Genomic DNA, 21,045 nt, shown 5'->3' with positions numbered 1-21,045 from the left:
GCGGGGCCCTCATTCCGGGGCATCCATCACGATCGGGTCCCCCTCCCCCACCTTCATCCACACCGCACTCTGCTCCCCCTCGTAACAGAGGTCACCTTCGTGCCGGAACTCGAAGGCATAACGCACGAATTGTTTCGTCGCGCCCCGCCGCGCGCGCACCTCGCGGCAGGTCGCGATGATCGGCTCGCCCGGCGGCACGAGCTTGCGGAAGACCACCTGGTAGAGGTGCGTCCCGTATCCGATCCAGCCCGCCGCGTGCCGCATTCCGTGCAGGTAATACGAATGAATGAACCCCAGCATCCCCGACGCGTGCACCATCGTCGCGCCGGCCACGTGCCGCGGGTGGCGCACCGGGTGCGCTCGTTGCGAGGTCGTGAACGGCAACGGTTTGTCCGTGGGCATCCGGCAGACGACGCGTTTGCCGGCGGGATCGAGCTCGACGATCGCGTCGAAGAGCAGGACCTCCGGGTCGTAAGGCAGGTCGGCGAGAAACGCTTCGTCGAACGGCTGAAGGGACATGGCCCCGCGTGGTAGCAAGGCCCCTCCCCGCGCGTCAACGCGGCTCTCGTCCCCTGCCCTCCGGCCGCATCCGCTCCCGCATCCGCCGCTCGAGCTCCGGGCTCGTGCCCTGCGTCTGCCCCGCCGCCGCCGGCACGAGCGAGACCCAGCTCCCGAGGAGCGCCGTCGCGGCCTGAGCCTCCTCCGGCGTGAGCTCGCCGTCCTCGTTCTCGTCCGCCGCCGCGAACGCCGCGCGCGCCGGCACCAGCATGGCCGCCTCGAACTCGCTCTCGTCGAGCGTGCCGCTCTCGTTCGTGTCGGCCTTCTCGAACGCGCTCGTCGCCATCCGCGCGGCGAACGCGGCGGCGCCCTCGTGCAGCTCACGGCGCGAGATCGTCCCGTCGCCGTCCTTGTCCACCGCGCCGAAGAGCGCGTCGACCGCGCGCTCGCTCGCCTCGCGCGCCTGCGCGGCCGAGATCGACTCGCCCCAGGTGACGCCGATCCGGGCCTCCAGCGCGTCGATCGACTCGCCGGTCATCTGTCCCGTCACCGCGCCGAGCACCCGCGACAAGGCTGGCATCGACGCCGACGCTTCTCGCGCCTCGTCGGCCGACACCACGCCGTCGCCGTCCGTGTCGGCCTGGAAAAACACGGCGCCGACGAGCATGTTGAGCTGCGACTCCGCCTCCGACCGCTCGATCCTCCCGTCCTGGTTCGCGTCGAGCCCGACGAAGGCGCGGTCGAGGATGTCTCCTCCTTCCCCACGCTGCTCCTGGGCTCCTGCCACGCTCGCCGCCGCGATCACCCCGAGCGCGACGATCCCTTGCGTGAACCTCCGTGCTGCCATGGCTCCCTCTCTCTGGTCGGTTCGTCGCGGCACACGCCCTTCGTGGGCGCGCGCCGCGCGCGACATGCCGCGGCAATTGTGGTGCCCGGGGCGGGCTTCACGCGGGCGCGCTCGCGCAGGCGCGGCAGGCTCGGGATCGCGGCCCCGACCTTGCAGCGCGGTCGGAAGGAGGTTGTCATGGCCGAGCAGAAGAAGGACCAGGAGAAGGGCTCGATGACGGTACAAGAGGCCGGTCGGCTCGGGGGCGAGAAGGGTGGGCAACGCGAGCGCGAGCTCGTGCAAAAAGGGCACGAGGCCGAGGAGGGCCGCGGCGGCGAGCAGGAGCAACGGGAGCAAAGCAGCGGCCGGAAGAGCAGCCGCTGAGCGAGCGCAGGCGGCGGACGCGAGGGATCGGCGCGTGATCGCCGGTCCCTCTTTTTTGGGCAATGACCATCCAGGACAAACGAAACGGGGAGCCGACGCGAGACGCGCCGCTCCCCTGTGTTCGCCCGGAGAAACGGGAGCTACTGGCCGCCGTCCTCCTACTTTTGCTGCTGCTGTTTCGGCTGCTGGCCCTGCTGCCGTTGTTGCTGCTGCTGCGGCTGGGCCGGGCGGAGCACCACGTCGAGCCGCACCTCATCCCCCTGGTTGTAGTTCTGGAGGGAAGCGGGCGGGAAATAGAAATCGAGCTGCCCTCGATCCGTCTGCACCTTGACGTCGCCCTTTTGCTTGTCGATGTCGACGATGCGGCCCGTCACCTCGTGGCGCCCGATCCCGGCCTGCGCCATCTTCTGGCCGCGCTGCTGCTGCTGCTTGTGCTGCTGCATGCCCTGCTGCTGCCCGGCGCCTTGCTGCTGCTGCTGCGCGGCCCCCTGCTGCGGCTGCTGCTGCTGCTGCGCGCCTTCCTCGGCCATCGCGAGCCCCGCCGTGGTGGCGAGAGCGGCCGCGGCCATCAGACCAAAGAGTTTCTTCATGGCTTTCCGTCTCCTCCGACCCATTCGACGCTCGGGAAGCCGGGCCATGACGAGCCTGGTTCCCCCCCCGAGGTCCCGGTGGGCCTCCGCCCTCCCCGCCTCGCAACGGTGGTGCCGTCCAGAACCGAGACGGATCGCGGACGCTCGCTCCTTTTCCAGCATGCCCGTCTGCGCAGACCCGGAACGCTCGGCCGCAAGCCCACGCCGGTCCCTGCTCACTCCAGAGACCGTTTGACGGGCCGGGGTCTCCGGCGTAAGCCCTCGACATGTCCGGCGCACCTCGTCGCTGGCCCTCGGCCCTCGCGCTCGTCGCATCGCTGATCGGGCTCGTCTTCGGCGGCCTCTCGACGCTCGATTACTCGAAGCACCTCGACCGCCAGGTCCACGACATCCACTGCTCGTTCGTCCCCGGGCTCTCCTCCGGCGGGGCGGGTGAGAGCGCTTGCCGCGCGGCCATGTACAGCCCGTACTCCGCGCTCTTCCGCGACCGGTACTGGGGCGGCATCCCGATCTCGCTCTTCGCGGTCGGCGCCTTCGCGTTCTTCGCGGCCTACGCGCTCTACCTCCTGCTCGCCGGGCCCCGGGCCCCGCGCCGCGCCGCCCAGTTCTTCGGCGCCGTGAGCCTCACGCCCCTCCTCGTCTCGGCGCTGATGTTCGCGATCTCGGCGCTCAAGCTCGGGCAGTACTGCAAGACCTGCGTCGGGATCTACATCTCGTCCGTCCTGCTCGCGATCGCGGGTGTCGTGATCCTGCTCGATGCCCGCAAGGGCGGCGCGGCGCCGGCGGCGGACAAGCCCGAGGGCGGCGCGGAAGGCGGGGGCGGCGGGCGGCCCGTGGGCTCGCTCTGGTTCGTGCCCGCCTGGCTCGCGGCGCTCGGGATCTTCACGATCACGCCGACCCTGCTCTACCTGAGCGCGCTGCCGAGCTACGCCTCGTACATCACGGGCTGCGGCAAGCTCGCGAAGCCAACCGAGCCGAACAACGCGCTCCTCAAGCACACGCCGGCCGGGGCCAAACAACAAGCGACGCTCTTCGTCGATCCGCTCTGCCCGACGTGCAAGGCCTTCCACAAGCGCCTCGAGGCCGACGGGATCTTCGAGCGCCTCGACACGACGCTCGTGCTCTTCCCGCTCGACAACGAGTGCAACTGGATGCTCGACCGCCCGCTGCACCCGGGCGCCTGCCTGGTCTCGAAAGCCGTGCTCTGCGGGGAGAACCGCGCGGTCGACGTGCTCGAATGGGCCTACGAGAACCAGGATCGGCTCCTCGAAGGCGCGAAGTCGCCGGCGGGGCTGCCGACCGTGCGCGCGGCGATCCGGGAGAAATGGGCGAACCTCGACGCGTGCATCGATTCGAAGGACACGAAGCTTCGGCTCGATAAAATGCTCCGCTACATCGTGGACAACAAGCTGCAGGTCTCGACGCCGCAGCTCTTCCTCGGCGACACGCGGCTCTGTGACGAGGACAGCGACATCGGCCTCGCCTACAGCATCCGCAAGCTCGCGCCGGACCTGAGGCTTCCATGAAATACGCTGGAATCATCGGAATCGTGGCCGGGTGCACGCTGCTCGCGGGGTCCGCCTTCGCGGTGCACGCAGAGGTAAAATCTTCGGCGGAGCGGCTGAAGACGGGGATCGCGGAGTCGGTGAAGCCCGCGGTGGCGATCGCGAACGACGCGGAGGCGCCGTATTGCACGCCGAAGTTCAAGGAAGTGCTGGCGCGCGTGATTCACGCGTGTGGTCTCGAAGGCGGGGCGGCGCGGCGCGGCTGCCAGCCGGCCGACGTGAAGACGCTCGCCTCGATCAGCGACGACGATTTCAACGCGCTCTTCACGCCGCTGAAGGAGCGCGGGGGCGTCGTGATGTACGACGACGGCTCGGAGAAGCTCGACGACGACGGCAAGAAGATGCTCGAGGAGCTCTGGGTCGAGCGCAAGGGCGCCCGGTATTTCTTCATCGTGGCGCGCGCCTCGAAGACGGGCACGCCGGACTTCAACCGGTCGCTCTCGCACAAGCGCGCGAACAGCGCGTTTTTCCACATCGGCGACAAGTTCAAGGAGCCCGATCTCGACAAGCAGGTGGGCCTGCTCTGGCTCGGCAACGAGTTCGCCCAGCTCGGCAAGGAATACTGCGAATGGAATGTCTCGCGGAAAGGCAAGCCCTGCGCCGCGGAGGCGATCAACCGGAGCGCGTTCGTGTCATGGGTCGATTGTCAATTGTGATGGGGGCTCCGGCCAGCCCTGCGGGCCGGCCTCTGCCCCCAAACCCCCGCGCCTTGCTCACTGCGTGCATGTTCTCGCTGGCCGTCGCGGCGTGCGAAAACGGAGGAACGGCAAAACCGGAGCCGCCGGTGACGGGCCGCAGCAATGCGGTCACGGCCCCGAACGGGGCGGCCGCGACGAACCCGGCCTCGGCCACGCCCTCCGCGAAGCCGAGCGCCGCGCCCGCCGCGCCTCGCAAGCTCTGCGCCGATACGACGGCGCGCCCGGCGCCGAAGGGTTCGCTCAAGACCGCCGCGGCCCCGGGCGCGACGGCGCTGCCCGGAAGCATTTCGTTCGGCGTCGGCAAATGGGTCTGGGTGAACCTCTGGGCGGCCTGGTGTGGGCCGTGCAAAGAAGAAATGCCCAGGCTCCAGAACTTCCAGAGCCGCCTGCGCAACGCCGGGGTGATGATCGACCTCGCGTTCGTCTCGCTCGACGACGACGAACGGCAGCTCTCGCGTTTCCTCGAAGCCCAGCCCGAGGCCGGCGTGCGCGCGTCCTACTGGCTGCCCGAGGGCGGCGGTCGTGACACCTGGATCTCGGCCCTCGGGGTCAAGGACGCGGGCAACCTCCCCGTCCACGCCCTCATCGCGCCGAGCGGGCAGCTCGCCTGCCTCATCCAGGGGGCCGTCGAGGAGTCCGACTACCAAGCGATCTCCGACATCGTCAGCGCGAAGCGATGACGCGCGGCGCCGGAAGCGGTAAGAGCTAGCCGCCCATGTCGGAGCCCGAAAAGAACCGCGATCCCTTCCAGCTCTGCGGCACCACCATCGAGGGCAAGTACCGCGTCACCCAGGTGATCGGCGACGGCGGCTTCGGCGTGGTGTACCGCGGCGAGCACATCGGTTTCGGCGAGAGCATCGCGATCAAGTGCTTGAAGCTGCCCGCGGAGCTCGGCGAGAAGCAACGCGCGCAGTTCCTCGAGCAGCTCCGCGAAGAAGGGCGGCTGCTCCATCGGCTCTCGCGCGTGACGTCCGGGATCGTGCAGGCGCTCGACGTCGGCGCGTTCGTCACGCAAAACGGCACGTGGGTTCCGTACCTCGTGCTCGAGTGGCTCGAAGGCGAGACGCTCGGCGAGCTCATCAAGCACCAGAGCAGCCGCGGCGGCATGAGCACGGCCGAGGCGATCGCGCTGCTCGAACCGGCGGCGCGCGCGCTCGCCGTGGCGCACGCGCAGAAGATCGCGCACCGCGACGTCAAGCCCGCGAACCTCTTCGTCACGGACGTCGGCGGCAAGCGCACCGTGAAGGTGCTCGACTTCGGCATCGCGAAGGTGCTCACCGAGCACGCGAGCTTCACCGAGGCGCTCGCCGCGACGAGGCAGGGCCCGACCGCGTTCACGCCGCGCTACGGCGCGCCCGAGCAGTTCAACAAGCAACGCGGCGCCACGGGCCCGTGGACCGACGTGTTCGCGCTCGCGCTGATCTTCGTGGAGCTCGTGAGCGCGCGCAAAGCGCTCGAAGGCGACGATCCGACGGAGCTCTACATCATCGCGGCGGATCCGAGCATGCGGCCGACGCCACGCGCGCGAGGCGCGAACGTGAGCGAGGCCGTCGAGCGCGTGATCGAGCGTGCGCTCAGCGTAGAGCCGAAGCACCGCTTCCCCGACGCGGGCGCGTTCTGGGACGCGCTCGTCGCGGCCGCGGCGGCCGAGGGCGCGGCCCGGGCCTCGTCCCCGGACAAACTGGCGGGCTCCATCCCGCCGACGATCCAGGAGTCTGCCGCGGACAGCTTGCTCTCGACGGCCGAGTTCGCCGAGAAGAAGCAGCTCGGCGTGGCGACGGAGCAGAACCGCGCGACGGGCAACATCCGGAACAGCGACGCGTTCGGCGCCACCGAGGCCGCGCCCACGGTGGGGAAGCCGGGCGCGAAGCCGGCGGGCCCCGTGACCACGCGGGATCGTGATCCGATGGCGGAGACGCCGCTCGGCGAGCGCCTGCCGCAGCCCTCGCAGACGGGCCCGAAGCAGCCGCCCGCGGGCGCGACGCCGCTGCCGCCCGCGAAGGACAGCACCGAAAAAACGGGGCTCGAATCGACGTCGACGGCCGAGGGGAAAGGCAAGCCGGTCTGGCCGTGGCTGCTCGGCGCGCTGCTCGTGGGCGGCGGGGCGCTCGGCTACACGCTGCTCACGATGGGCTCGCCCAAGGGCAAACCCACGCAAAAGCCCGTCGCGAGCGCGACGGCGACCGTGAAGGGCTCGCCCTCCGGCGGCCCCAACACCACGCTGCCGACGGCCCTCGCGAGCGCGAGCGCCAGCACGAGCGCGTCGGCGATGCCCTCGGCGTCCGCGGCCGCGCCGTTCGTGCCGCCGCGGGACATGGTCCTCGTCGCGCCGGCCTCGGCCAAGCTCGGCGAGGGCCCGGATCAGCGGCAGGTGACGCTCACGAAGGGGTTTTACCTCGACGCGATGGAGGTCACGACGGGGCAGTACCGCGCCTGCGTCGCGGCCGGGAAATGTCCTTCGGCCAAGCAGGTCGTCCTGCCGGCCGAGAGCGCGGCGCAGCTCATGGCGTCGGCCGACGCCGAGGAAGATCCCGAGGCGAAGGCCTCGCCCGAGGAGTTCGCCCAGGCGTGGACGCCGAAGTGCAACGACTCGCGTGACGCCACGGATCACCCGATCAACTGCGTCACGCACGCGGCCGCCGAGGCCTACTGCGCGTTCCGCGGCCGCCGTTTGCCCACGGAGGCCGAGTGGGAGCTCGCCGCGCGTGGCACCACGGCCCGCGCCTTCCCCTGGGGCGACAATGCGCCCACGTGCAACCGCGCCTGCTTCGATCGCAACGGCAAGTGCGTCGAGGGCAGCGAGGGCGTGGCGACGTGCCCCGCGGGCGGCAGGCCCCTCGATCGCACGCCCGACGCGCTCTACGACCTCGGCGGCAACGTGGCCGAGTGGGTCGCCGACGGCTACGCCTCGCCGCCGCCCGCGGGCACCGATCCCAAGGGCCCGACCAGCGTGCCCATGCGCGTCGTCCGCGGCGGCAGCTTCCTCGACCCGGCGAGCCGCATCCGCGCGAGCTTCCGCCTCGGCGTCGTCCCGAGCGCGGCGCACGTCACCATCGGCTTCCGCTGCGCGCTCGACGCGCCGGCCGAACCCACGCCCACGCCCTGATCCGCCCGTTTCGTCCTGCCTGAAGCGCGTTCGCCTGGGTACGTCCTCGTGCTCCATGGCACCACGCGCACGGGGTAAAACGTTGACATGGACGTAAAAGTTGGCGAGGGTCTACACGCGGCGGGGGGCCTCACGCAGGCTCCGCGCGATCACAGGAGCTTGTGCAGATGAGCAAATGGCTACTCAGCGCGGGCGCCTTCGTGGTGCTGTCGGGCGCCTTCGGATGTACGCCTCCGAAGGTCGTCACGCAGATCACGAGCGCTCGTGACCAGATGAAATTCCTGGTCGTTCAGGGCAACTCGCAGCAGGTCGTCAAGTGCCAGGTCGGCGCCGACGGCGCGCTCTCCGGATGCAAACCGATGCAGCTCGTCCTGCAGGACGAGGATTGAGAGGAGTCACCATGTCCCGCATCCCGATGGCGCTCGCCTCTCTTGCCCTCGCGGCCCTCGCGACGGGTTGTGTCACGCGCACGATCACCCGCTTCGAGGACAACCAGAAGAGCCCCGTGACCGCGCTCGAGGTCAGCAAGTTCGAGAACTACCTCTTCTTCGCGAAGAAGACGCACCAGTTCTACCTGTGCCAGGACACGGGGGACAAACTGATCTGCAAGCTGTCGTGTGACGGCGCGAACGATGTCGTCTGCCCGCAGGCGGGCGGCACGTATTCTGGCGCTACGACGAACGTCCGCTGAGAAAGGAGAAGCACGATGAAATCGATTCGTATCGCGCTCGTCGCGCTGCTCGCGCTCGCCGGCGTCGCGTGTGGGCCTCCGCCGAAGATCCTGACCTCGCAGACGTTCCTCGGTCCCGAGAAGGTGTACCAGGAGCGCATCCAGAACACGGGCCAGGTCGATCCCTCGACGAAGAAGCAGCTCTTCAACTTCTCCGTCACCGTGTGTGACGTCACCGACACCGGCTCCGCGAATTGCAAGGAGACCAAGGTGCTCGACAACGTCCTTCCCGAGAGCATTTACTGACAGGAGGAGCGATCGCCATGAAGAAACTTCTTTGGGCCTGCGCGGCGCTCTGCCTGCTGACCGGCGTCGGCTGCTCGAACCAGGTTCGTTACCGCACCGCGGGTCACTGGATGTCGACCCCGGACGGCAAGCCCGTCCTTTACCAGACCTACCTCGAGGGCACGTGCTCGAGCGGCTTCGCCGGCTTCGGCAAGGGCTGCTCCGACACGAACTCGAAGCTCAAGCGCTGCACGCTGAACCCCGACAACACGCTCACCTGCGTGGACGACACCACCGCGAACGCGATGCTCAACAAGGACCTCCCCGAGCGTTGATGCGAGGGCCCTCAATCGAGAGGGCCCCGATCGAACGCCTCGAGGATCTCGTCCCACGCGGCTCCGTCCCGGAGCCCGAGCGTCTCCCGCCTCGCCGAAAGACACGCCTCGCTGCCGGCCACGAATGCACGGCAGTCCCCGGGGCGAATCTCGTAAATCGTGCACCGGTTGTCCGGGCCGAGCAATTGGCACCGGCCATCGTCGGCCAGACGAAGCGTGACCCGCCCGTCCCGCGACCGTTTCACGTACGCCCGCCCCGTGAGGTCTCTCCGGCCCGCGGCACGGAAGCGCGCGAGGTCGTGCGCGTCGAGGCGCACGTCGGCGTCGTGGCAGCAGGCCGCGCAGGCCGTGCAATCGAGTGGCATCACCCGCGTCGGCCCCTCGAAGAGCGTGTCGCGCGCGCACCAGTCGAGCACGACGGGCCGGAAGCGCGGCCGGACCCGCACGAGGGCGAGCCCCGACGCCGGGCCGGTCTTCACGCGCCGAAATCGCCGCTGCTCCAGGGTGAGCAGGGCAGAGAGGCCGAGTTCGGTGAGCTTTCCCGCTTCGGTCAGCCCGAGGAGGATCTGCACCGAATCCCGGTCGTCCACGATCGCGGCGAGCCCGCCCGCGCGTACGTGGGCGGCCGCGCGTAGGAGCCTGCGCGGCGGGAACCTGCGCCAGACGGGGCGCTCCACGAGCGGCGCGGACATGCCGAGGCCCTATCACGTGCGCGGCGCCGGGAGGGGACGTTTTCCGGCGACGTGATTATGATCGGAGGGATGGCAGCCGAGCGCTCGGACCTTTCGAACCGGAAGATTTACATCATGAAGACGGGCGAGCCCGTGCCCAAGGTGCGCGAGCGCCGCGGCGAGTTCGCTGATCTCATCACGGGCGTCATCGGAGACGCCTGGAGCGGCGGCTACGACACGTTCGACGCCCGCGAGGGCGGACCGCCGGACATGCGCGACGCCGCCGCCCTCGTGATCACCGGCTCGGCGGCGAACGTGCCCGACCGCGAGCCGTGGATGCTCGCCACGGAGGGCTTCTTGCGCGAGGTCGTGGGCCTCGGCGTGCCCACGTTCGGGATTTGCTTTGGCCACCAAATTCTCGCCCAGGCGCTCGGGGGCGAGGTGCAACGAAACCCGCGCGGCCGCGAGATCGGCACGCGGGCGATCCACAGGCTCGCGGACGACCCGATCTTCGACGGCTTGCCCGAGGTCTTCCGGGCGAACGTGACGCACGTGGATACGGTCGTGCGGCTGCCGCACGGGGCAACCGCGCTCGCGAAGAACGACCTCGAAGACCACCACGCGATCCGCTTCACCGAGACCTGCTACGGCGTGCAATTCCACCCCGAGCTCGATGCCGACGTGATGCGCGGCTACATCGAGCACCGCTGGGAGATCCTCGCGGGCGAGGGCTTTGCCGTCGAGTCGCTGCACGCCGAGATCGAGGAGGGCGAGTTCGGGCGGCGCACGCTCCTCAACTTCATCCGCCACATCCTGCCGCGCCGCGCCCGCTGACGTGCGCGCCACGCGCGCTGACGTTACGTCATCACCGTAAAAACTGACTCGCGGGTCAGGTCGGGACGAACCCCGCGTGGGGTGTTGAATGACCGGCCGGTCTGCCGGCGCTAAGCGCTCTTTTTGCGGGCTTTGCGCGGCTTCGGGGGCACGGAGACGGGGGCCTCGGGGGCGCGGTCGATGCGCAGGAAGCCGCGCTGCAGGTAGCGGAAGAGCTGGTCGACGAGCTGCTCGCGGGGCCAGGCCTGGCCTCGGTCGGTGCTCTCGGTGAAGATTTCCTTGAGGGCGCCGATCGTGAACGTCGCGTACATCGTGGTGTCGCCTTCGGCCACGATGCCGAGGCGCTGGCCTTCGTCGAGGCTCATGCGGAGCAACGTCTTCACGCCGTCGTAGAAGGAGCGGATCTTCGCGGCGAAGGCGGGATCGAGGCCCGGCGCGAAGGAGAGCAAGAGCTGCGTGAGCGCCGGGTCGTCGAGCAGGACGGCCACGATGCCGCGGATGTTATGCTTGATCTGCGCCTCGATGTCGCCCTGCGTGTCGACGGTGAGGATCGCGCCGCCGAGGCGCGAGAAGAGCCCGTCGACGAGCTCCACGAAGACCGAACGCTTGTCGGGGAAGTAGAGATAAAACGTGCCCTTGGCGACGCTCGCCCGGGCCACGATGTCGTCGACCTTCGCCGCGTGATAGCCCTTCGTCGCGAAGACGTCGCGAGCCGCACGGAGGAGCTCGAGACGACGCTCGGCCTTGTCCATGCGGCGCTCGCCCTTGTCCATGAAGGGCCTTGTACCACCTCGCCCGCGTGACGCGCACAACGGATGAGCGCCCGACGAGCGGGCTCAGCCTTGCGGGGATCGGGTCACCATGTTACCCCATTCTGACTGACTGGACAGTCAGTCGGCGGCAAACGGCACGGGAGAGGGACCGCATGGAGAGACGTGACCCGGTGGTGGTCGGGATCGACGTGGGCTCGACGACGGTGAAGGCCGTCGTGCTCGATCCAGGGACGCTCGAAATCCTCTGGAGCGACTACCAGCGCCACCAGACCAAGCAGCCCGAGAAGGTGCTGGAGATGCTCCAGCAGATCGAGGCGGCGTTCCCGCACTCGCCGCGCGCCGAGTGGCGCGTGTTCATGACGGGCTCGGGCGCGGCGCCGCTCTGCCCCTCGCTCGGCGCGAAGTTCGTCCAGGAAGTCAACGCCGTGACGCTCGCGGTGGAGAAGCTCCATCCGGACGTGGGGAGCGTGATCGAGCTCGGCGGGCAGGACGCGAAGATCATCATCTTCAAGAAGGACGAGAAGACCGGCGACAAGACCGCGGCGCCGTCGATGAACGACAAGTGCGCCTCGGGCACGGGCGCGACGATCGACAAGTGCATGATCAAGGTGGGTTTGCCCCCCGAGGTCGTGCGCGAGATCCACTTCGACGACTCGAAGCTGCACCACGTCGCGGCGAAATGCGGCGTGTTCGCCGAGACGGACATCGTGAACCTCGTGAAGAGCGGGATCCCGTCGACGGAGATCCTGTGCTCGCTCGCGGACGCGATCGTCTTGCAGAACCTGTCCGTACTGACGCGCGGGTCAACCTTGAAACACCGGGTGATCCTGCTCGGCGGGCCGAACACGTACCTGCCGTTCTTGCAGGAGTGCTGGCGCAAGCGCATCCCCGAGACGTGGGACGAGCGCGGCTACGCGTGGCCGAAGGATCGGCCGATCGAGGAGACGATCTTCGTCCCGGAGAACGCGCAGTACTACGCGGCGTACGGCTCGTGCGTGTACGGCCTGCGCGAGGCGGCCGAGGTGGGCCTGTACGCGGGGACGGATGGGCTCGTCGACTACATGAAGAACGGGCGCAAGGCGCGGCTCGGCGAGAGCGCGGGGCCGCCGCTCGTCCGGACGAACGACGAGGTCGACGAGTTCCGCAAGCTGTACGCGATCCCGCGATTCAAGCCGATGCAGCTCGAAGCCGGGAAGGTCGTGCGCGGCGTGATCGGCGTGGACGGCGGGTCGACGTCGTCGAAGGCGGTGCTCGTCGACGAGGACGGCGAGATCGTCTGCAAGGCCTACCAGCTCTCGAAGGGCAACCCGATCCAGGACACGAAGGAGCTGCTCGCGCAGCTCCGCGACTACGTGCAGGGCCAGGGCGCGACGCTCGACGTGCTCGGCTTCGGGGCCACGGGCTACGCGGCGGACGTCTTGCAGGAGACGATGCGCGCGGACGTGAACATCGTCGAGACCGTGGCGCACATGATGAGCGCGGTGCGGTACTTCGGCGACGTCGACGTCATCTGCGACATCGGCGGGCAGGACATCAAGGTCCTGTTCATGAAGAACGGCGACATCGCGAACTTCCGCCTCTCGAACTCGTGCTCGGCCGGCAACGGGATGCTGCTCCAGGCGATGGCCGATCAGTTTGGCCTCAAAGTGACGGAGTACGCGGACACGGCGTTCCAGGCCGAGCTCGCGCCGAAGTTCAGCTACGGCTGCGCCGTCTTCCTCGACACGGATCGCGTGAACTTCCAGAAGGAAGGGTTCTCGAAGGAGGAGCTGCTCGCGGGGCTCGCGCAGGTCCTTCCGAAGAACGTCTGGCAGTACGTCGTGCAGATCCCGCGGCTCGCGTCGCTCGGGCGCAGGTTCGTCCTGCAGGGCGGCACGCAGTACAACCTCGCCGCGGTCAAGGCGCAGGTCGACTACATCAAGGAGCGCGTGCCGGAGGCGGAGGTGTTCGTCCACCCGCACACGGGCGAGGCCGGCGCGATCGGCGCGGCGTTCGAGACGCTGCGCGTGATCAAGCGGCGCGGGACGAGCACGTTCATCGGGCTCGAAGCCGCGATCGACCTCAAGTACCACACGAAAAACGACGAGGAGACCGTCTGCCACTTCTGCCCGAACGAGTGCAAGCGGACGTTCATCGACGCCGAGCGGCCCGATGGTTCGACGGCGCGGTACATCTCGGGCTTCTCCTGCGAGAAGGGCACGGTCGAGAGCGAGGACGCGATGCTCGCGCTCGTGGCCGAGCGGAAGAAGATCGCGAAGCAGTTCCCGAACTGCGTCGACTACGAGTCGAAGCTCGCGTTCAGGAGCTTCCACAAGGGCAACCCGATGCCCGCCGACGGGACGCCGATCAAGGACCACGTCGTGAAGAAGGGCCTCTTCAGCGTGCGTCGCGTGGAGACGACGCGGCCCTTCCGTCGCAGCGGCACCGAGGTGCAGGAGCGGCTGCGCCGGACGCGCATCGGCATCCCACGCGTGCTGAACCTCTACTCGACGGGTCCGTATTTCCGGGCCTACTTCGAGGCGCTCGGGATCCCGAAGCAGAACGTGATCTTCAGCGACGAGACGACCGAGGAGATGTGGGTCGAGGGCGGCAAGTACGGCTCGGTCGATCCGTGCTTCCCGTCGAAGGTGACGCAGGCGCACATCCACAACCTGCTGTTCCACCACCACACGCCGGAGAAACCGCTCAAGTACGTCTTCTTCCCGATCCTCACGCACGTGCCGAGCTTCGGGAAGAACGTGATGGACAACGCGAGCTGCCCGATCGTCGCGGGCGTGCCCGACGTGATGAAGGCGGCGTTCACGAAGGAGGTCGACTTCTTCGCGACGCGCGGGATCGAGTACCTGGATCCGCCGCTCACGTTCGCCGAGCCGCTGCTCACGGCGCGGCGCATGTACGAGTGCTGGGGTCCGCGACTCGGGATCACCGAGGACGAGAGTGATCACGCGCATCGCGAGGCGATGGCGGCGCTCGCGGCGTTCGAGCGCGAGCTGCAGGAGAAGGGGCGCGCGATCCTGGAGACGGTCGAGGCGGAGAACCGCGTGGCCATCCTGATGGTCGGCCGGCCGTACCACTCGGATCCGGGGCTGAACCACGGCATCCCGGAGGAGTTCCAGGTGCTCGGCTACCCGATCCTCAGCGTGCGCTCGATCCCGCGCGACGACGAGTACCTGCGCCGTTACTTCAAAGAGGAGTACGCGCGCGGACAACACCCGCTCGACATCAACGACGTGTGGCCGGAGAACTACTCGGCGAACAGCGCCCAGAAGGTGTGGGCCGTGAAGTTCGCCGCGCGGCACCCGAACGTCGTGCTGCTCGATCTGTCGAGCTTCAAGTGCGGCCACGACGCGCCGACGTACGGCATCGTGGACGGGATCGTGTCGTCGAGCGCGACGCCCTACGCGGCGCTGCACGACATCGACGCGAACAAGCCCGGCGGCTCGATCAAGATCCGCGTGAAGACGTACGCGCACAGCCTGAAGCTCTACCAGGAGTCGCTGGAAGACCTCGCGAAGAAGAAGGCTGAGCTTTCGCACAACATCGACAAGAAGCGGCTCGAGCTCTTGCAGCTCAAACAAAAGCAGCAGGCGGAGCGGCGGATGTCGGATCCGGAGCTGGAGAAGCAGATCATGGAGCTCTCGGCGAAGGTGCGGGCCTACGAGGCGCCCCCGCCGGCCCCGCCCGAGCCGCCGAAGGGCCTCGTTCAACTCAAGAAGAAGCGCGCCGACGGCAGCGTCGTATCGGTTTGACGTCGAAGGAGTTCAGGGAGGAATCGATGGAAACTGCAGTGCAGAGGACGCGGCTGCCAATCATGAACGGCGGCGCGAAGCAGTCCGTGGTCGACGAGGCCCTCGAGGCCGAGCTCCGCGCCTTCGAGGAGGCGGAGCGTGAGCGCCTCGGCATCAAGGCCGAGCGCAAGCAGTGGGTCGACTCGATGCTCAACCCGCAGGTGAAGCGGAGCGAGCGCGAGAACGTGACGCTCCTGATCTCGGGCCTCACGGCGGCGCAGGACTTCCTCGTGGAAGGCGCGCTCGGCGGACTCGGCTACAAGATCAAGAACATCGGCTGTCCGGACCAGGAAGGCCTGCAGGTCGGCAAGGAGTTCGGCAACCGCGGCCAGTGCAACCCGACGTACTTCACCGTCGGCAACCTGGTGAACTACCTGATCAAGCTCCGCGACGAGAAGGGTTTGACCAGCGAGGAGGTCGTCAAGAACTACGTGTTCCTGACGGCCGGCGCGTGCGGGCCCTGCCGCTTCGGGATGTACGTGACGGAGTACCGCAAAGCGCTGCGCGACGCGGGCTTCGACGGCTTCCGGGTGATGCTGTTCCAGCAGACCGGGGGCCTCTCGCAGGCGACGGGCGACGACGTGGGCATCGACATGAACCCCGCGTTCTTCGTGGGGATCGTGAAGGGCATCGTGTGTGGCGACGTGCTGAACGCGCTCGGCTACCGCATCCGGCCCTACGAGGTCGTGCCCGGCGCGACGAACAAGGCGCTCGAAGAGGCCAAGCGCATCATCTACAAGGCGCTGCACGACCAGACGAACGTGTTCGTCGCGCTCTACAAGTGCCGCAAGCTCTTCGAGGCGATCGAGGTCGACCGGCTGCGCGTGCGCGCGAAGGCGTCGATCATCGGCGAGTTCTGGGCGATGACGACGGAGGGCGACGGCAACTACCAGCTCCAGAAGTTCCTCGAGAGCGAAGGCGCCGAGAACGACATTCAGCTCACGACGGCGTGGCTGCTCTACAACGTGTGGGAGGTCCGTCACGACACGCAGGATCGCGAGGTGCTGCGCGGCGTGGACGAGGGGACGATGGGCCTCAAGGACCACCAGGGCGAGTTCGACGTGGCGAAGCGGATCGCCACGATGCGGCTCGCGGAGGGCGCGCTGAAGCTCGGCTTCCAGGCGTTCGCGCAGCCGATCGGCCTGCACGACTATCACCTGCCGGACATGGACCTCGTCGCGCAGGTGGCCGAGGACTACTACTCGAACGATCTGCGCGGCGGCGAAGGGCACATGGAGGTCGGCAAGCTGATCGTGAACACGGTGCGCGCGAAGGCGCACATCACGGTGAGCGTGAAGCCGTTCGGATGCATGCCCTCGTCCGGGGTCTCGGACGGCGTGCAGTCGCTGATCACCGGGAAGTACCCGGGCACGATCTTCTGCGCGGTCGAGACGAGCGGCGACGGCGCGGCGAACTTCTACTCGCGCATCCAGATGTACATGTTCAAGGCGCGGATCGCGGCCGAGCAGGAGCTCGAGCGCGTGCTCGCCGAAGAGGGCCTGACGATCGAGCAGGTGCGCGCGTTCCTCGACGCGAACCCGAAGTACAAGAGCGCGCTTTACTACCCGCCCCACCGCGTCGCGGGGACGGCGGCGAACCTGGTCTACGCGGTGGCGCCGCTCATCAAGAAGTCGGCCGCGGAGCGCGTGATCGACAAGGCCAAACACGCGGCCGAGGCGCTGCGCGACGTGGCCGTGAACGCGCCCGGGACGATCGCCGAGGTGTATCGGAAGGCGACGGATCCCGAGACGATCGCGAAGGCGCGCGAGGACGCGCTCGTCCTCCGCGACATCGTGCGCGGCAAGGCCATGGAGCGCTTCCGTCCGCTCCTGCAGCAGCTCTTGGGCAAGGCCGTGTTCGAGAACAACCCCGAGATCCGGACGACGACCTACGAGCCGATCGCCGCAGAATGATCCCGTCTTGACCACCGCGTGACCCCCTGCGACCGTGGGGCATGGTTCCGGGAGAAGAGAAGACGACCCTCGCCGTGGGCGTCGTGCTCACGTCGGATCCGGAGGGGTCACGCGCGTCGCTCGCCGCGTTCTGCAAAGCGCTGTCGGAGGCGACGGGCTTCGAGGTGCACGGCCTCGGAGGCTGGAACTACAACACACTGCTCGAAGCCCTGGAGACCGGCGAGGTCGATCTCGGCTGGTTACCGCCGCTCGTGGCGATGCGCGCGACGAGCCGCGCGCGCGTCATGCCGATCGTGCTGCCCGTGCGGAACGGGGCGTCGTCATACATGACGGCGCTCTACGCGCCGACGAACTCGACGCTGCGCGAGATCGGCGATCTCCAGGGGCTACGCGCGGCGTGGGTCGATCGGCAGAGCGCCGCCGGGTACATCGTGCTCCGGGCGCACCTGCGCTCGATCGGCGTGGACCTCGATCGCGCCTTCCGCGAGAACCTCTTCTTCGGCTCGCACGGCGAGGTGGCGCGCGCGGTGCTGCGGGGCGACGCGGACGTGGGCGCGACGTTCGTGCACGTGGAGCCGGACCCGAGCCATCCGCGCGGCGAGCGCATCGTGCGGGCCGGATGGGGCAAGGCGGACGTGCACGTGATCACGTGCGCGGGACCGATCCCGTCGGACGTGATGGCCGCGAGCGTGCGCGTGCCGGTGGCGACGATGCGCAAGGTGCAGCGGGCGCTCGTGGGCAGCGGAGACAGCGAGCTCGGTCGGGCCGCGCAGGCGCTCTTCGGCGCGGAGGGGTTCGTCGTGGCGCTGAGCGAGCACCTGGATCCGCTGGCGAAGCTCATCGCCAAGCAGGAGTCCGAGGGCTAACGCGCGATCGTCTGCGTCTGCGGCGTCTTGCCTTGTTCGAGGGCGCGCAGGGCCGCGTCGAGGGCGTCGGCATTCGCGAGGCCGAAGTTGCGGAAGACCTCACGGCCCTGGGGATCGAGGATGACGACGCTCGGGACGTGGTGGAGGCCCTGGAAAGGCCCGGCGCCCGCGATCGTGGCGTCGTCGGCCATGGCGACCGGATACGGCGGATCGACGACCTTCGCGAAGGCCTCGACGAGCAGCTTGTGGTGCGGCGGTTCGAGGACGACGAGGCCGGCGTTGATGCGCGGGACGTGTCGCCTGACGAGGGTCGAGAGGAAGCGGGCCTGCGCGTGGGACGAGTCGTCGTACGTCGCGACGAACCCGATCACGGTGTAGCGTCCCGCGACGGTCTCCGTCGACAAGGCGCCGCCGTCGAGCGTCTCGTACGAGAAGACGATCCGCGGGCCACGCACGAGCGGCTGCGTGGGCGCGTCGGGCGGAGGCGTGGACGAGCACGCGACCGGGGCCGCGAGGAAGGCGAGGAGCAAGGCGCGTCTAACGCGGATCATCGATCGCCTCGAAGTCGGCGTCGAAGAGGTCGGCGAACTCGCGCAGCGACGCGGGCAGCTCGCGGCCGCGACGGCGATGGGCGAGGATCGCATGCGCGAGCTCCTCGACGACCGGGGTGAGCGGCGTGGTCTCGAGCAAGACGCCGTCGACGACGGCGCCGCTGCGCGGGGCGTCGCCCTCGCTGAGAAGGCAGTCGTGTCGGGCCCAGAAGAAGCCTTCATCGGGCAGGTAGCGGCACCAGAGGACACGGACGAAGCGGAGGTAGACGGGCTGGACGAGCGCGACGACACGCGCGCCGCCGCGCGCCATGCCCGAGAGGGCGCGGATGGGCCGGCCGCGCCACGCCGCGGTGTCGCCGAGGATGATGGCCGCCTCCATGCGCGCGCGGCGCTCGGGATCGGCCTCGACGGCGAGGAGCGGGGCGTAGAGGGCGACGAGGGGAACGGACAAACCAGGCGCGTCCTCGGCGAGCGCGTCGAGCCAGGCGTCGCGGGCTTCGGGCGCGAGACCGGCGTAGACGTCGGCCGCGGCGAGGGCGGCGTCGGCGTCGTTGGCGAGCGCGCCGAGCCACTCGCGCCAGGCGGCGAGGATACGCGGCTCGGGGTTTCCGGGCTCCTGGGGCTCGTTCATCGATCACTCCCGGCAGAGGCCGCGGGATGGACGCGGGCGTCGATCTCCCGCGCGAGGTCGTCGAGCAGCTCGACGAGCTCTTTTTCGCGATCGGGCGGCGCGGCGACGAAGAGCTCGCCGCCTCGCTCGGCGAAGATCGTGCCGAGGCCCTCGCTCGCTTCGAGGATGCCCTTGAGAAAAACGACATCCGCGGGACGAACGTCGACGCGACGCACGAGCATGCCCGCCGAGGCTTCGGGGATCGGGAGCGCGCGTCGCCTCCGTGCAGGACCTCCGTGGCCAGGGCTTCGCGCGGCGGAAGGCGCTTGGTCGGCGTGAGGCGTGCAGGCGCGATCGGAGTGATGCGCCGTGTCGGACGGGGGCATGGGACGGAACAGGTAAGCACTGCCCGACGCCGGGATCCAGCACGGGTACGACCCTCCACGCGTGCCATGTCCGGACGGCCTTTCCAGCCGAGGAAGGAGCGCTCGCGCCGTGCTCGTCGGGGCAAAGGCGCTAGATTCGTGCCGCCATGTCGTACGGGAAAGACGATCGGGTCGCCGAAGTTGCTTGCGCTCCGCAGAGCCGGGATCGGGAGCCCGGGAGGGAGGACGAACCCGGGCGCGCGCTCGCGTTCGGGGCCCCGGCCCGCGCACCGCGGAAAACCGAGGAAGAGGACGACGACATGGACCTGCCGCCGCTCGACACGGACCCGGACGCCGGAGACGACGACGCGGAGGACGACAGGTTTGACGATGCTCTGCCGGATCTGCGCGATGACGGCGGAGATCCGCTCGACGACGCGAACGCTCAGGATCTCGATGTGGGGCTCGACGTCGAGGACGACGCGGATGCGGGCTCCGGGGACGACGCCGAGGATGGCGTCGACGTGGGATCGCTCGACGAGGATCTGGCCACGCTCGATAGCGAGGAGAGCGCGCTCGGCGAGGATCGGGAGGAGGGCGCGTTCGGCGACGACGACGCGGCGGATCTGGAGCTCGACGCGACCCAGGACGACGGCGGCGCGGAAGGGACGGGCGAGAACGCGGAGGACGACGTCGACGAGTCGGCGCTGCCCGAGCTCGACGAGAGCGCGAACGACGAGGTGGACGACGAGGCGCTCGCGGACGAGCTGCTCGAAGAGGCGGCGCGCGGAAAAGTGCCGCCGTGGGCGCCGAGCCGGTTCGTGGTGCTCGAAGGCGCCGGCGCACCCGTGCCATGCACCGCGGTGACGGTGTGCGGAGGGCGCGTGCTCGCCGCGGGGGACGTGGTGCTCGCGGTGGACGAGGGCGCGCACGCGGCGCGGCAGACGGGACTCGATACGCCGAGCACGGCGGTCGTCGCGACGGACGAGGTGACGGTGGTGGCGCTGTCGCGCGGCGGGCTGCTCGTGAGCCGCGATGGATGCGCGTCTGCGGCGCCGGTCGCAGGGTTCCGATCGGAGAAGGGCCCCGTGGAGCTCGCGGCGACGCCGGGGCGGATCTGGATCCTGCACGAGGGCTCGCTCTGGTCGATGACGGGCCGCGAAGGGAAACCGGTGCTCGCGCGGGAAGGCGGAGTGCGGGCGATCAAAGCGGCGGGCGGGACGCTCGTGGTGCTGGCGACGCGGCCCGAAGGCGCGGCGATCGAGAGGCTGCGCGGCGACGACGAGGCCTGGCAGAGGGCGCCACTCGAAGGCGCGGCGGCCGAGCTCGCCGTGGGGGCTCCGAGGCCGGGCCTCGCGGTCGCGGCGGCGGGGAAGCGCGTGGCGATCGTGTCGCCACGCGGGCTGCTCCTGTCGAACGACGGCGCGCATTCGTTCGAGTCGGTCGATCTGCACGACGTGATCGGGGCGTGCTTCGCGGGCGACGAGGAGGATGCGCCGCTCTACGCGCTGATGGCGCCCCCGGGCGACGCGACGTCGTACGTGGTGCGCGTGGGCGAAGACGGCGACGTGTCGCGCGTCGCGGAGCTACGCGGGCAGGACGGGACGGGCCTCGGCGAGGCGTCGATCGCGTGGGACGGCTCGCGCGAGCTCGTCTGGATCGCGAGCCGCCTCGGGCTCGTCGCGCTCGGCCTGGCGCGGCCGCACTGACAGCGGGG

The 21,045-nt window shown here is 69.2% G+C and carries 22 protein-coding genes; 14 read left to right on the top strand and 8 right to left on the bottom strand.

Translation table 11 applies throughout. The annotated features are described in order from the left end of the window. Positions 1–9: 9 nt before the first annotated feature. Positions 10–519, bottom strand: a complete 510-nt coding sequence (locus tag QHF84_RS08415; protein ID WP_281312675.1) for a hotdog fold domain-containing protein — start codon at positions 517–519, stop codon at positions 10–12. A gap of 34 nt (positions 520–553) precedes the next feature. After that, positions 554–1,345 (bottom strand): EF-hand domain-containing protein, encoded by a 792-nt coding sequence (locus tag QHF84_RS08410; protein WP_281312674.1) that lies wholly within the window; start codon positions 1,343–1,345, stop codon positions 554–556. Between the two features lie 177 nt (positions 1,346–1,522). Between QHF84_RS08410 and QHF84_RS08405 the strand changes: the two genes are divergently transcribed. Further along, positions 1,523–1,708 (top strand): hypothetical protein, encoded by a 186-nt coding sequence (locus QHF84_RS08405; RefSeq protein ID WP_281312673.1) that lies wholly within the window; start codon positions 1,523–1,525, stop codon positions 1,706–1,708. A gap of 158 nt (positions 1,709–1,866) precedes the next feature. Here QHF84_RS08405 and QHF84_RS08400 read toward each other — a convergent pair whose 3' ends face one another. Then, positions 1,867–2,298, bottom strand: a complete 432-nt coding sequence (locus QHF84_RS08400) for a hypothetical protein (RefSeq protein WP_281312672.1) — start codon at positions 2,296–2,298, stop codon at positions 1,867–1,869. A gap of 266 nt (positions 2,299–2,564) precedes the next feature. Here QHF84_RS08400 and QHF84_RS08395 point away from each other — a divergent pair, with 266 nt between their 5' ends. The 8 genes from QHF84_RS08395 (at position 2,565) to QHF84_RS08360 (ending at position 8,957) form a co-directional block, all read left to right on the top strand. Next, positions 2,565–3,824 (top strand): vitamin K epoxide reductase family protein, encoded by a 1,260-nt coding sequence (locus tag QHF84_RS08395; protein WP_281312671.1) that lies wholly within the window; start codon positions 2,565–2,567, stop codon positions 3,822–3,824. Continuing rightward, positions 3,821–4,519, top strand: a complete 699-nt coding sequence (locus QHF84_RS08390; protein WP_281312670.1) for a hypothetical protein — start codon at positions 3,821–3,823, stop codon at positions 4,517–4,519. Before QHF84_RS08395 ends, QHF84_RS08390 begins: the two co-directional genes overlap by 4 nt. A 68-nt stretch (positions 4,520–4,587) precedes the next feature. Next, entirely contained in the window at positions 4,588–5,241 is a 654-nt protein-coding gene (locus QHF84_RS08385) for a TlpA family protein disulfide reductase (RefSeq protein ID WP_281312669.1), read from the top strand. A gap of 35 nt (positions 5,242–5,276) precedes the next feature. After that, positions 5,277–7,667 carry a bifunctional serine/threonine-protein kinase/formylglycine-generating enzyme family protein gene (locus tag QHF84_RS08380; RefSeq protein ID WP_281312668.1) on the top strand — a complete coding sequence of 797 codons (2,391 nt, stop codon included), beginning with the start codon at positions 5,277–5,279 and terminating at the stop codon, positions 7,665–7,667. Positions 7,668–7,834: 167 nt separating this feature from the next. Further along, complete coding sequence (locus QHF84_RS08375) at positions 7,835–8,056, top strand: hypothetical protein (protein WP_281312667.1); 222 nt, start codon at positions 7,835–7,837, stop codon at positions 8,054–8,056. Between the two features lie 11 nt (positions 8,057–8,067). After that, complete coding sequence (locus QHF84_RS08370; protein WP_281312666.1) at positions 8,068–8,358, top strand: hypothetical protein; 291 nt, start codon at positions 8,068–8,070, stop codon at positions 8,356–8,358. 15 nt (positions 8,359–8,373) lie between these two features. Then, complete coding sequence (locus QHF84_RS08365; protein WP_136932474.1) at positions 8,374–8,643, top strand: hypothetical protein; 270 nt, start codon at positions 8,374–8,376, stop codon at positions 8,641–8,643. 17 nt (positions 8,644–8,660) lie between these two features. Then, positions 8,661–8,957: a hypothetical protein gene (locus QHF84_RS08360; protein WP_281312665.1), complete on the top strand. Its 297-nt coding sequence runs from the start codon at positions 8,661–8,663 to the stop codon at positions 8,955–8,957. 11 nt (positions 8,958–8,968) lie between these two features. Here the strand turns inward: QHF84_RS08360 and QHF84_RS08355 are convergent, their stop codons facing one another. Next, on the bottom strand, positions 8,969–9,649 hold the full coding sequence (locus tag QHF84_RS08355; RefSeq protein WP_281312664.1) for a YkgJ family cysteine cluster protein: 681 nt from the start codon (positions 9,647–9,649) through the stop codon (positions 8,969–8,971). A gap of 69 nt (positions 9,650–9,718) precedes the next feature. Between QHF84_RS08355 and QHF84_RS08350 the strand changes: the two genes are divergently transcribed. Continuing rightward, positions 9,719–10,462 (top strand): glutamine amidotransferase, encoded by a 744-nt coding sequence (locus tag QHF84_RS08350; RefSeq protein WP_281312663.1) that lies wholly within the window; start codon positions 9,719–9,721, stop codon positions 10,460–10,462. A gap of 110 nt (positions 10,463–10,572) precedes the next feature. On the opposite strand, the gene QHF84_RS08345 is transcribed toward QHF84_RS08350, so the two are convergent. Then, the gene (locus QHF84_RS08345) at positions 10,573–11,235 is read right to left on the bottom strand and encodes a TetR/AcrR family transcriptional regulator (protein WP_281312662.1); all 663 of its coding nucleotides are present in this window, start codon (positions 11,233–11,235) and stop codon (positions 10,573–10,575) included. A gap of 152 nt (positions 11,236–11,387) precedes the next feature. Between QHF84_RS08345 and QHF84_RS08340 the strand changes: the two genes are divergently transcribed. Genes QHF84_RS08340 through QHF84_RS08330 form a run of 3 tightly spaced genes read left to right on the top strand, consistent with a single transcriptional unit; the run spans position 11,388 to position 17,802 of the window. Then, complete coding sequence (locus tag QHF84_RS08340) at positions 11,388–14,984, top strand: BadF/BadG/BcrA/BcrD ATPase family protein (protein WP_281312661.1); 3,597 nt, start codon at positions 11,388–11,390, stop codon at positions 14,982–14,984. 26 nt (positions 14,985–15,010) lie between these two features. Beyond that, positions 15,011–16,936 carry a 2-hydroxyglutaryl-CoA dehydratase gene (locus QHF84_RS08335; protein ID WP_281312660.1) on the top strand — a complete coding sequence of 642 codons (1,926 nt, stop codon included), beginning with the start codon at positions 15,011–15,013 and terminating at the stop codon, positions 16,934–16,936. Positions 16,937–16,977: 41 nt separating this feature from the next. Continuing rightward, the gene (locus QHF84_RS08330; protein WP_281312659.1) at positions 16,978–17,802 is read left to right on the top strand and encodes a PhnD/SsuA/transferrin family substrate-binding protein; all 825 of its coding nucleotides are present in this window, start codon (positions 16,978–16,980) and stop codon (positions 17,800–17,802) included. Here the strand turns inward: QHF84_RS08330 and QHF84_RS08325 are convergent. Genes QHF84_RS08325 through QHF84_RS08315 form a run of 3 tightly spaced genes read right to left on the bottom strand, consistent with a single transcriptional unit; the run spans position 17,799 to position 19,205 of the window. After that, on the bottom strand, positions 17,799–18,353 hold the full coding sequence (locus tag QHF84_RS08325; protein WP_281312658.1) for a TlpA family protein disulfide reductase: 555 nt from the start codon (positions 18,351–18,353) through the stop codon (positions 17,799–17,801). The genes QHF84_RS08330 and QHF84_RS08325 overlap by 4 nt on opposite strands. Next, on the bottom strand, positions 18,340–18,984 hold the full coding sequence (locus QHF84_RS08320; RefSeq protein WP_281312657.1) for a hypothetical protein: 645 nt from the start codon (positions 18,982–18,984) through the stop codon (positions 18,340–18,342). Before QHF84_RS08320 ends, QHF84_RS08325 begins: the two co-directional genes overlap by 14 nt. Further along, positions 18,981–19,205, bottom strand: a complete 225-nt coding sequence (locus QHF84_RS08315; protein ID WP_281312656.1) for a DUF4911 domain-containing protein — start codon at positions 19,203–19,205, stop codon at positions 18,981–18,983. The genes QHF84_RS08320 and QHF84_RS08315 overlap by 4 nt, the downstream gene beginning before the upstream one ends. A 290-nt stretch (positions 19,206–19,495) precedes the next feature. Here QHF84_RS08315 and QHF84_RS08310 point away from each other — a divergent pair, with 290 nt between their 5' ends. Beyond that, positions 19,496–21,037 (top strand): hypothetical protein, encoded by a 1,542-nt coding sequence (locus QHF84_RS08310; RefSeq protein ID WP_281312655.1) that lies wholly within the window; start codon positions 19,496–19,498, stop codon positions 21,035–21,037. Positions 21,038–21,045: the final 8 nt, after the last annotated feature.

Origin of the sequence: Polyangium sp. y55x31 (assembly GCF_029946505.1) — a bacterium.
Taxonomy (GTDB): domain Bacteria; phylum Myxococcota_A; class Polyangia; order Polyangiales; family Polyangiaceae; genus Polyangium.
Note: the sequence above shows the minus strand (reverse complement) of the source record. Positions and strands in the feature narration are given on the sequence as shown.

What these genes read in the sequence shown, in the direction of transcription:
- QHF84_RS08415 (WP_281312675.1), bottom strand. Translation starts at nt 519, where the DNA reads ATGTCCCTTCAGCCGTTCGACGAAGCGTTTCTCGCCGACCTGCCTTAC.
- QHF84_RS08410 (WP_281312674.1), bottom strand. Translation starts at nt 1,345, where the DNA reads ATGGCAGCACGGAGGTTCACGCAAGGGATCGTCGCGCTCGGGGTGATC.
- QHF84_RS08405 (WP_281312673.1), top strand. Translation starts at nt 1,523, where the DNA reads ATGGCCGAGCAGAAGAAGGACCAGGAGAAGGGCTCGATGACGGTACAA.
- QHF84_RS08400 (WP_281312672.1), bottom strand. Translation starts at nt 2,298, where the DNA reads ATGAAGAAACTCTTTGGTCTGATGGCCGCGGCCGCTCTCGCCACCACG.
- QHF84_RS08395 (WP_281312671.1), top strand. Translation starts at nt 2,565, where the DNA reads ATGTCCGGCGCACCTCGTCGCTGGCCCTCGGCCCTCGCGCTCGTCGCA.
- QHF84_RS08390 (WP_281312670.1), top strand. Translation starts at nt 3,821, where the DNA reads ATGAAATACGCTGGAATCATCGGAATCGTGGCCGGGTGCACGCTGCTC.
- QHF84_RS08385 (WP_281312669.1), top strand. Translation starts at nt 4,588, where the DNA reads ATGTTCTCGCTGGCCGTCGCGGCGTGCGAAAACGGAGGAACGGCAAAA.
- QHF84_RS08380 (WP_281312668.1), top strand. Translation starts at nt 5,277, where the DNA reads ATGTCGGAGCCCGAAAAGAACCGCGATCCCTTCCAGCTCTGCGGCACC.
- QHF84_RS08375 (WP_281312667.1), top strand. Translation starts at nt 7,835, where the DNA reads ATGAGCAAATGGCTACTCAGCGCGGGCGCCTTCGTGGTGCTGTCGGGC.
- QHF84_RS08370 (WP_281312666.1), top strand. Translation starts at nt 8,068, where the DNA reads ATGTCCCGCATCCCGATGGCGCTCGCCTCTCTTGCCCTCGCGGCCCTC.
- QHF84_RS08365 (WP_136932474.1), top strand. Translation starts at nt 8,374, where the DNA reads ATGAAATCGATTCGTATCGCGCTCGTCGCGCTGCTCGCGCTCGCCGGC.
- QHF84_RS08360 (WP_281312665.1), top strand. Translation starts at nt 8,661, where the DNA reads ATGAAGAAACTTCTTTGGGCCTGCGCGGCGCTCTGCCTGCTGACCGGC.
- QHF84_RS08355 (WP_281312664.1), bottom strand. Translation starts at nt 9,649, where the DNA reads ATGTCCGCGCCGCTCGTGGAGCGCCCCGTCTGGCGCAGGTTCCCGCCG.
- QHF84_RS08350 (WP_281312663.1), top strand. Translation starts at nt 9,719, where the DNA reads ATGGCAGCCGAGCGCTCGGACCTTTCGAACCGGAAGATTTACATCATG.
- QHF84_RS08345 (WP_281312662.1), bottom strand. Translation starts at nt 11,235, where the DNA reads ATGGACAAGGGCGAGCGCCGCATGGACAAGGCCGAGCGTCGTCTCGAG.
- QHF84_RS08340 (WP_281312661.1), top strand. Translation starts at nt 11,388, where the DNA reads ATGGAGAGACGTGACCCGGTGGTGGTCGGGATCGACGTGGGCTCGACG.
- QHF84_RS08335 (WP_281312660.1), top strand. Translation starts at nt 15,011, where the DNA reads ATGGAAACTGCAGTGCAGAGGACGCGGCTGCCAATCATGAACGGCGGC.
- QHF84_RS08330 (WP_281312659.1), top strand. Translation starts at nt 16,978, where the DNA reads ATGGTTCCGGGAGAAGAGAAGACGACCCTCGCCGTGGGCGTCGTGCTC.
- QHF84_RS08325 (WP_281312658.1), bottom strand. Translation starts at nt 18,353, where the DNA reads ATGATCCGCGTTAGACGCGCCTTGCTCCTCGCCTTCCTCGCGGCCCCG.
- QHF84_RS08320 (WP_281312657.1), bottom strand. Translation starts at nt 18,984, where the DNA reads ATGAACGAGCCCCAGGAGCCCGGAAACCCCGAGCCGCGTATCCTCGCC.
- QHF84_RS08315 (WP_281312656.1), bottom strand. Translation starts at nt 19,205, where the DNA reads ATGCTCGTGCGTCGCGTCGACGTTCGTCCCGCGGATGTCGTTTTTCTC.
- QHF84_RS08310 (WP_281312655.1), top strand. Translation starts at nt 19,496, where the DNA reads ATGTCGTACGGGAAAGACGATCGGGTCGCCGAAGTTGCTTGCGCTCCG.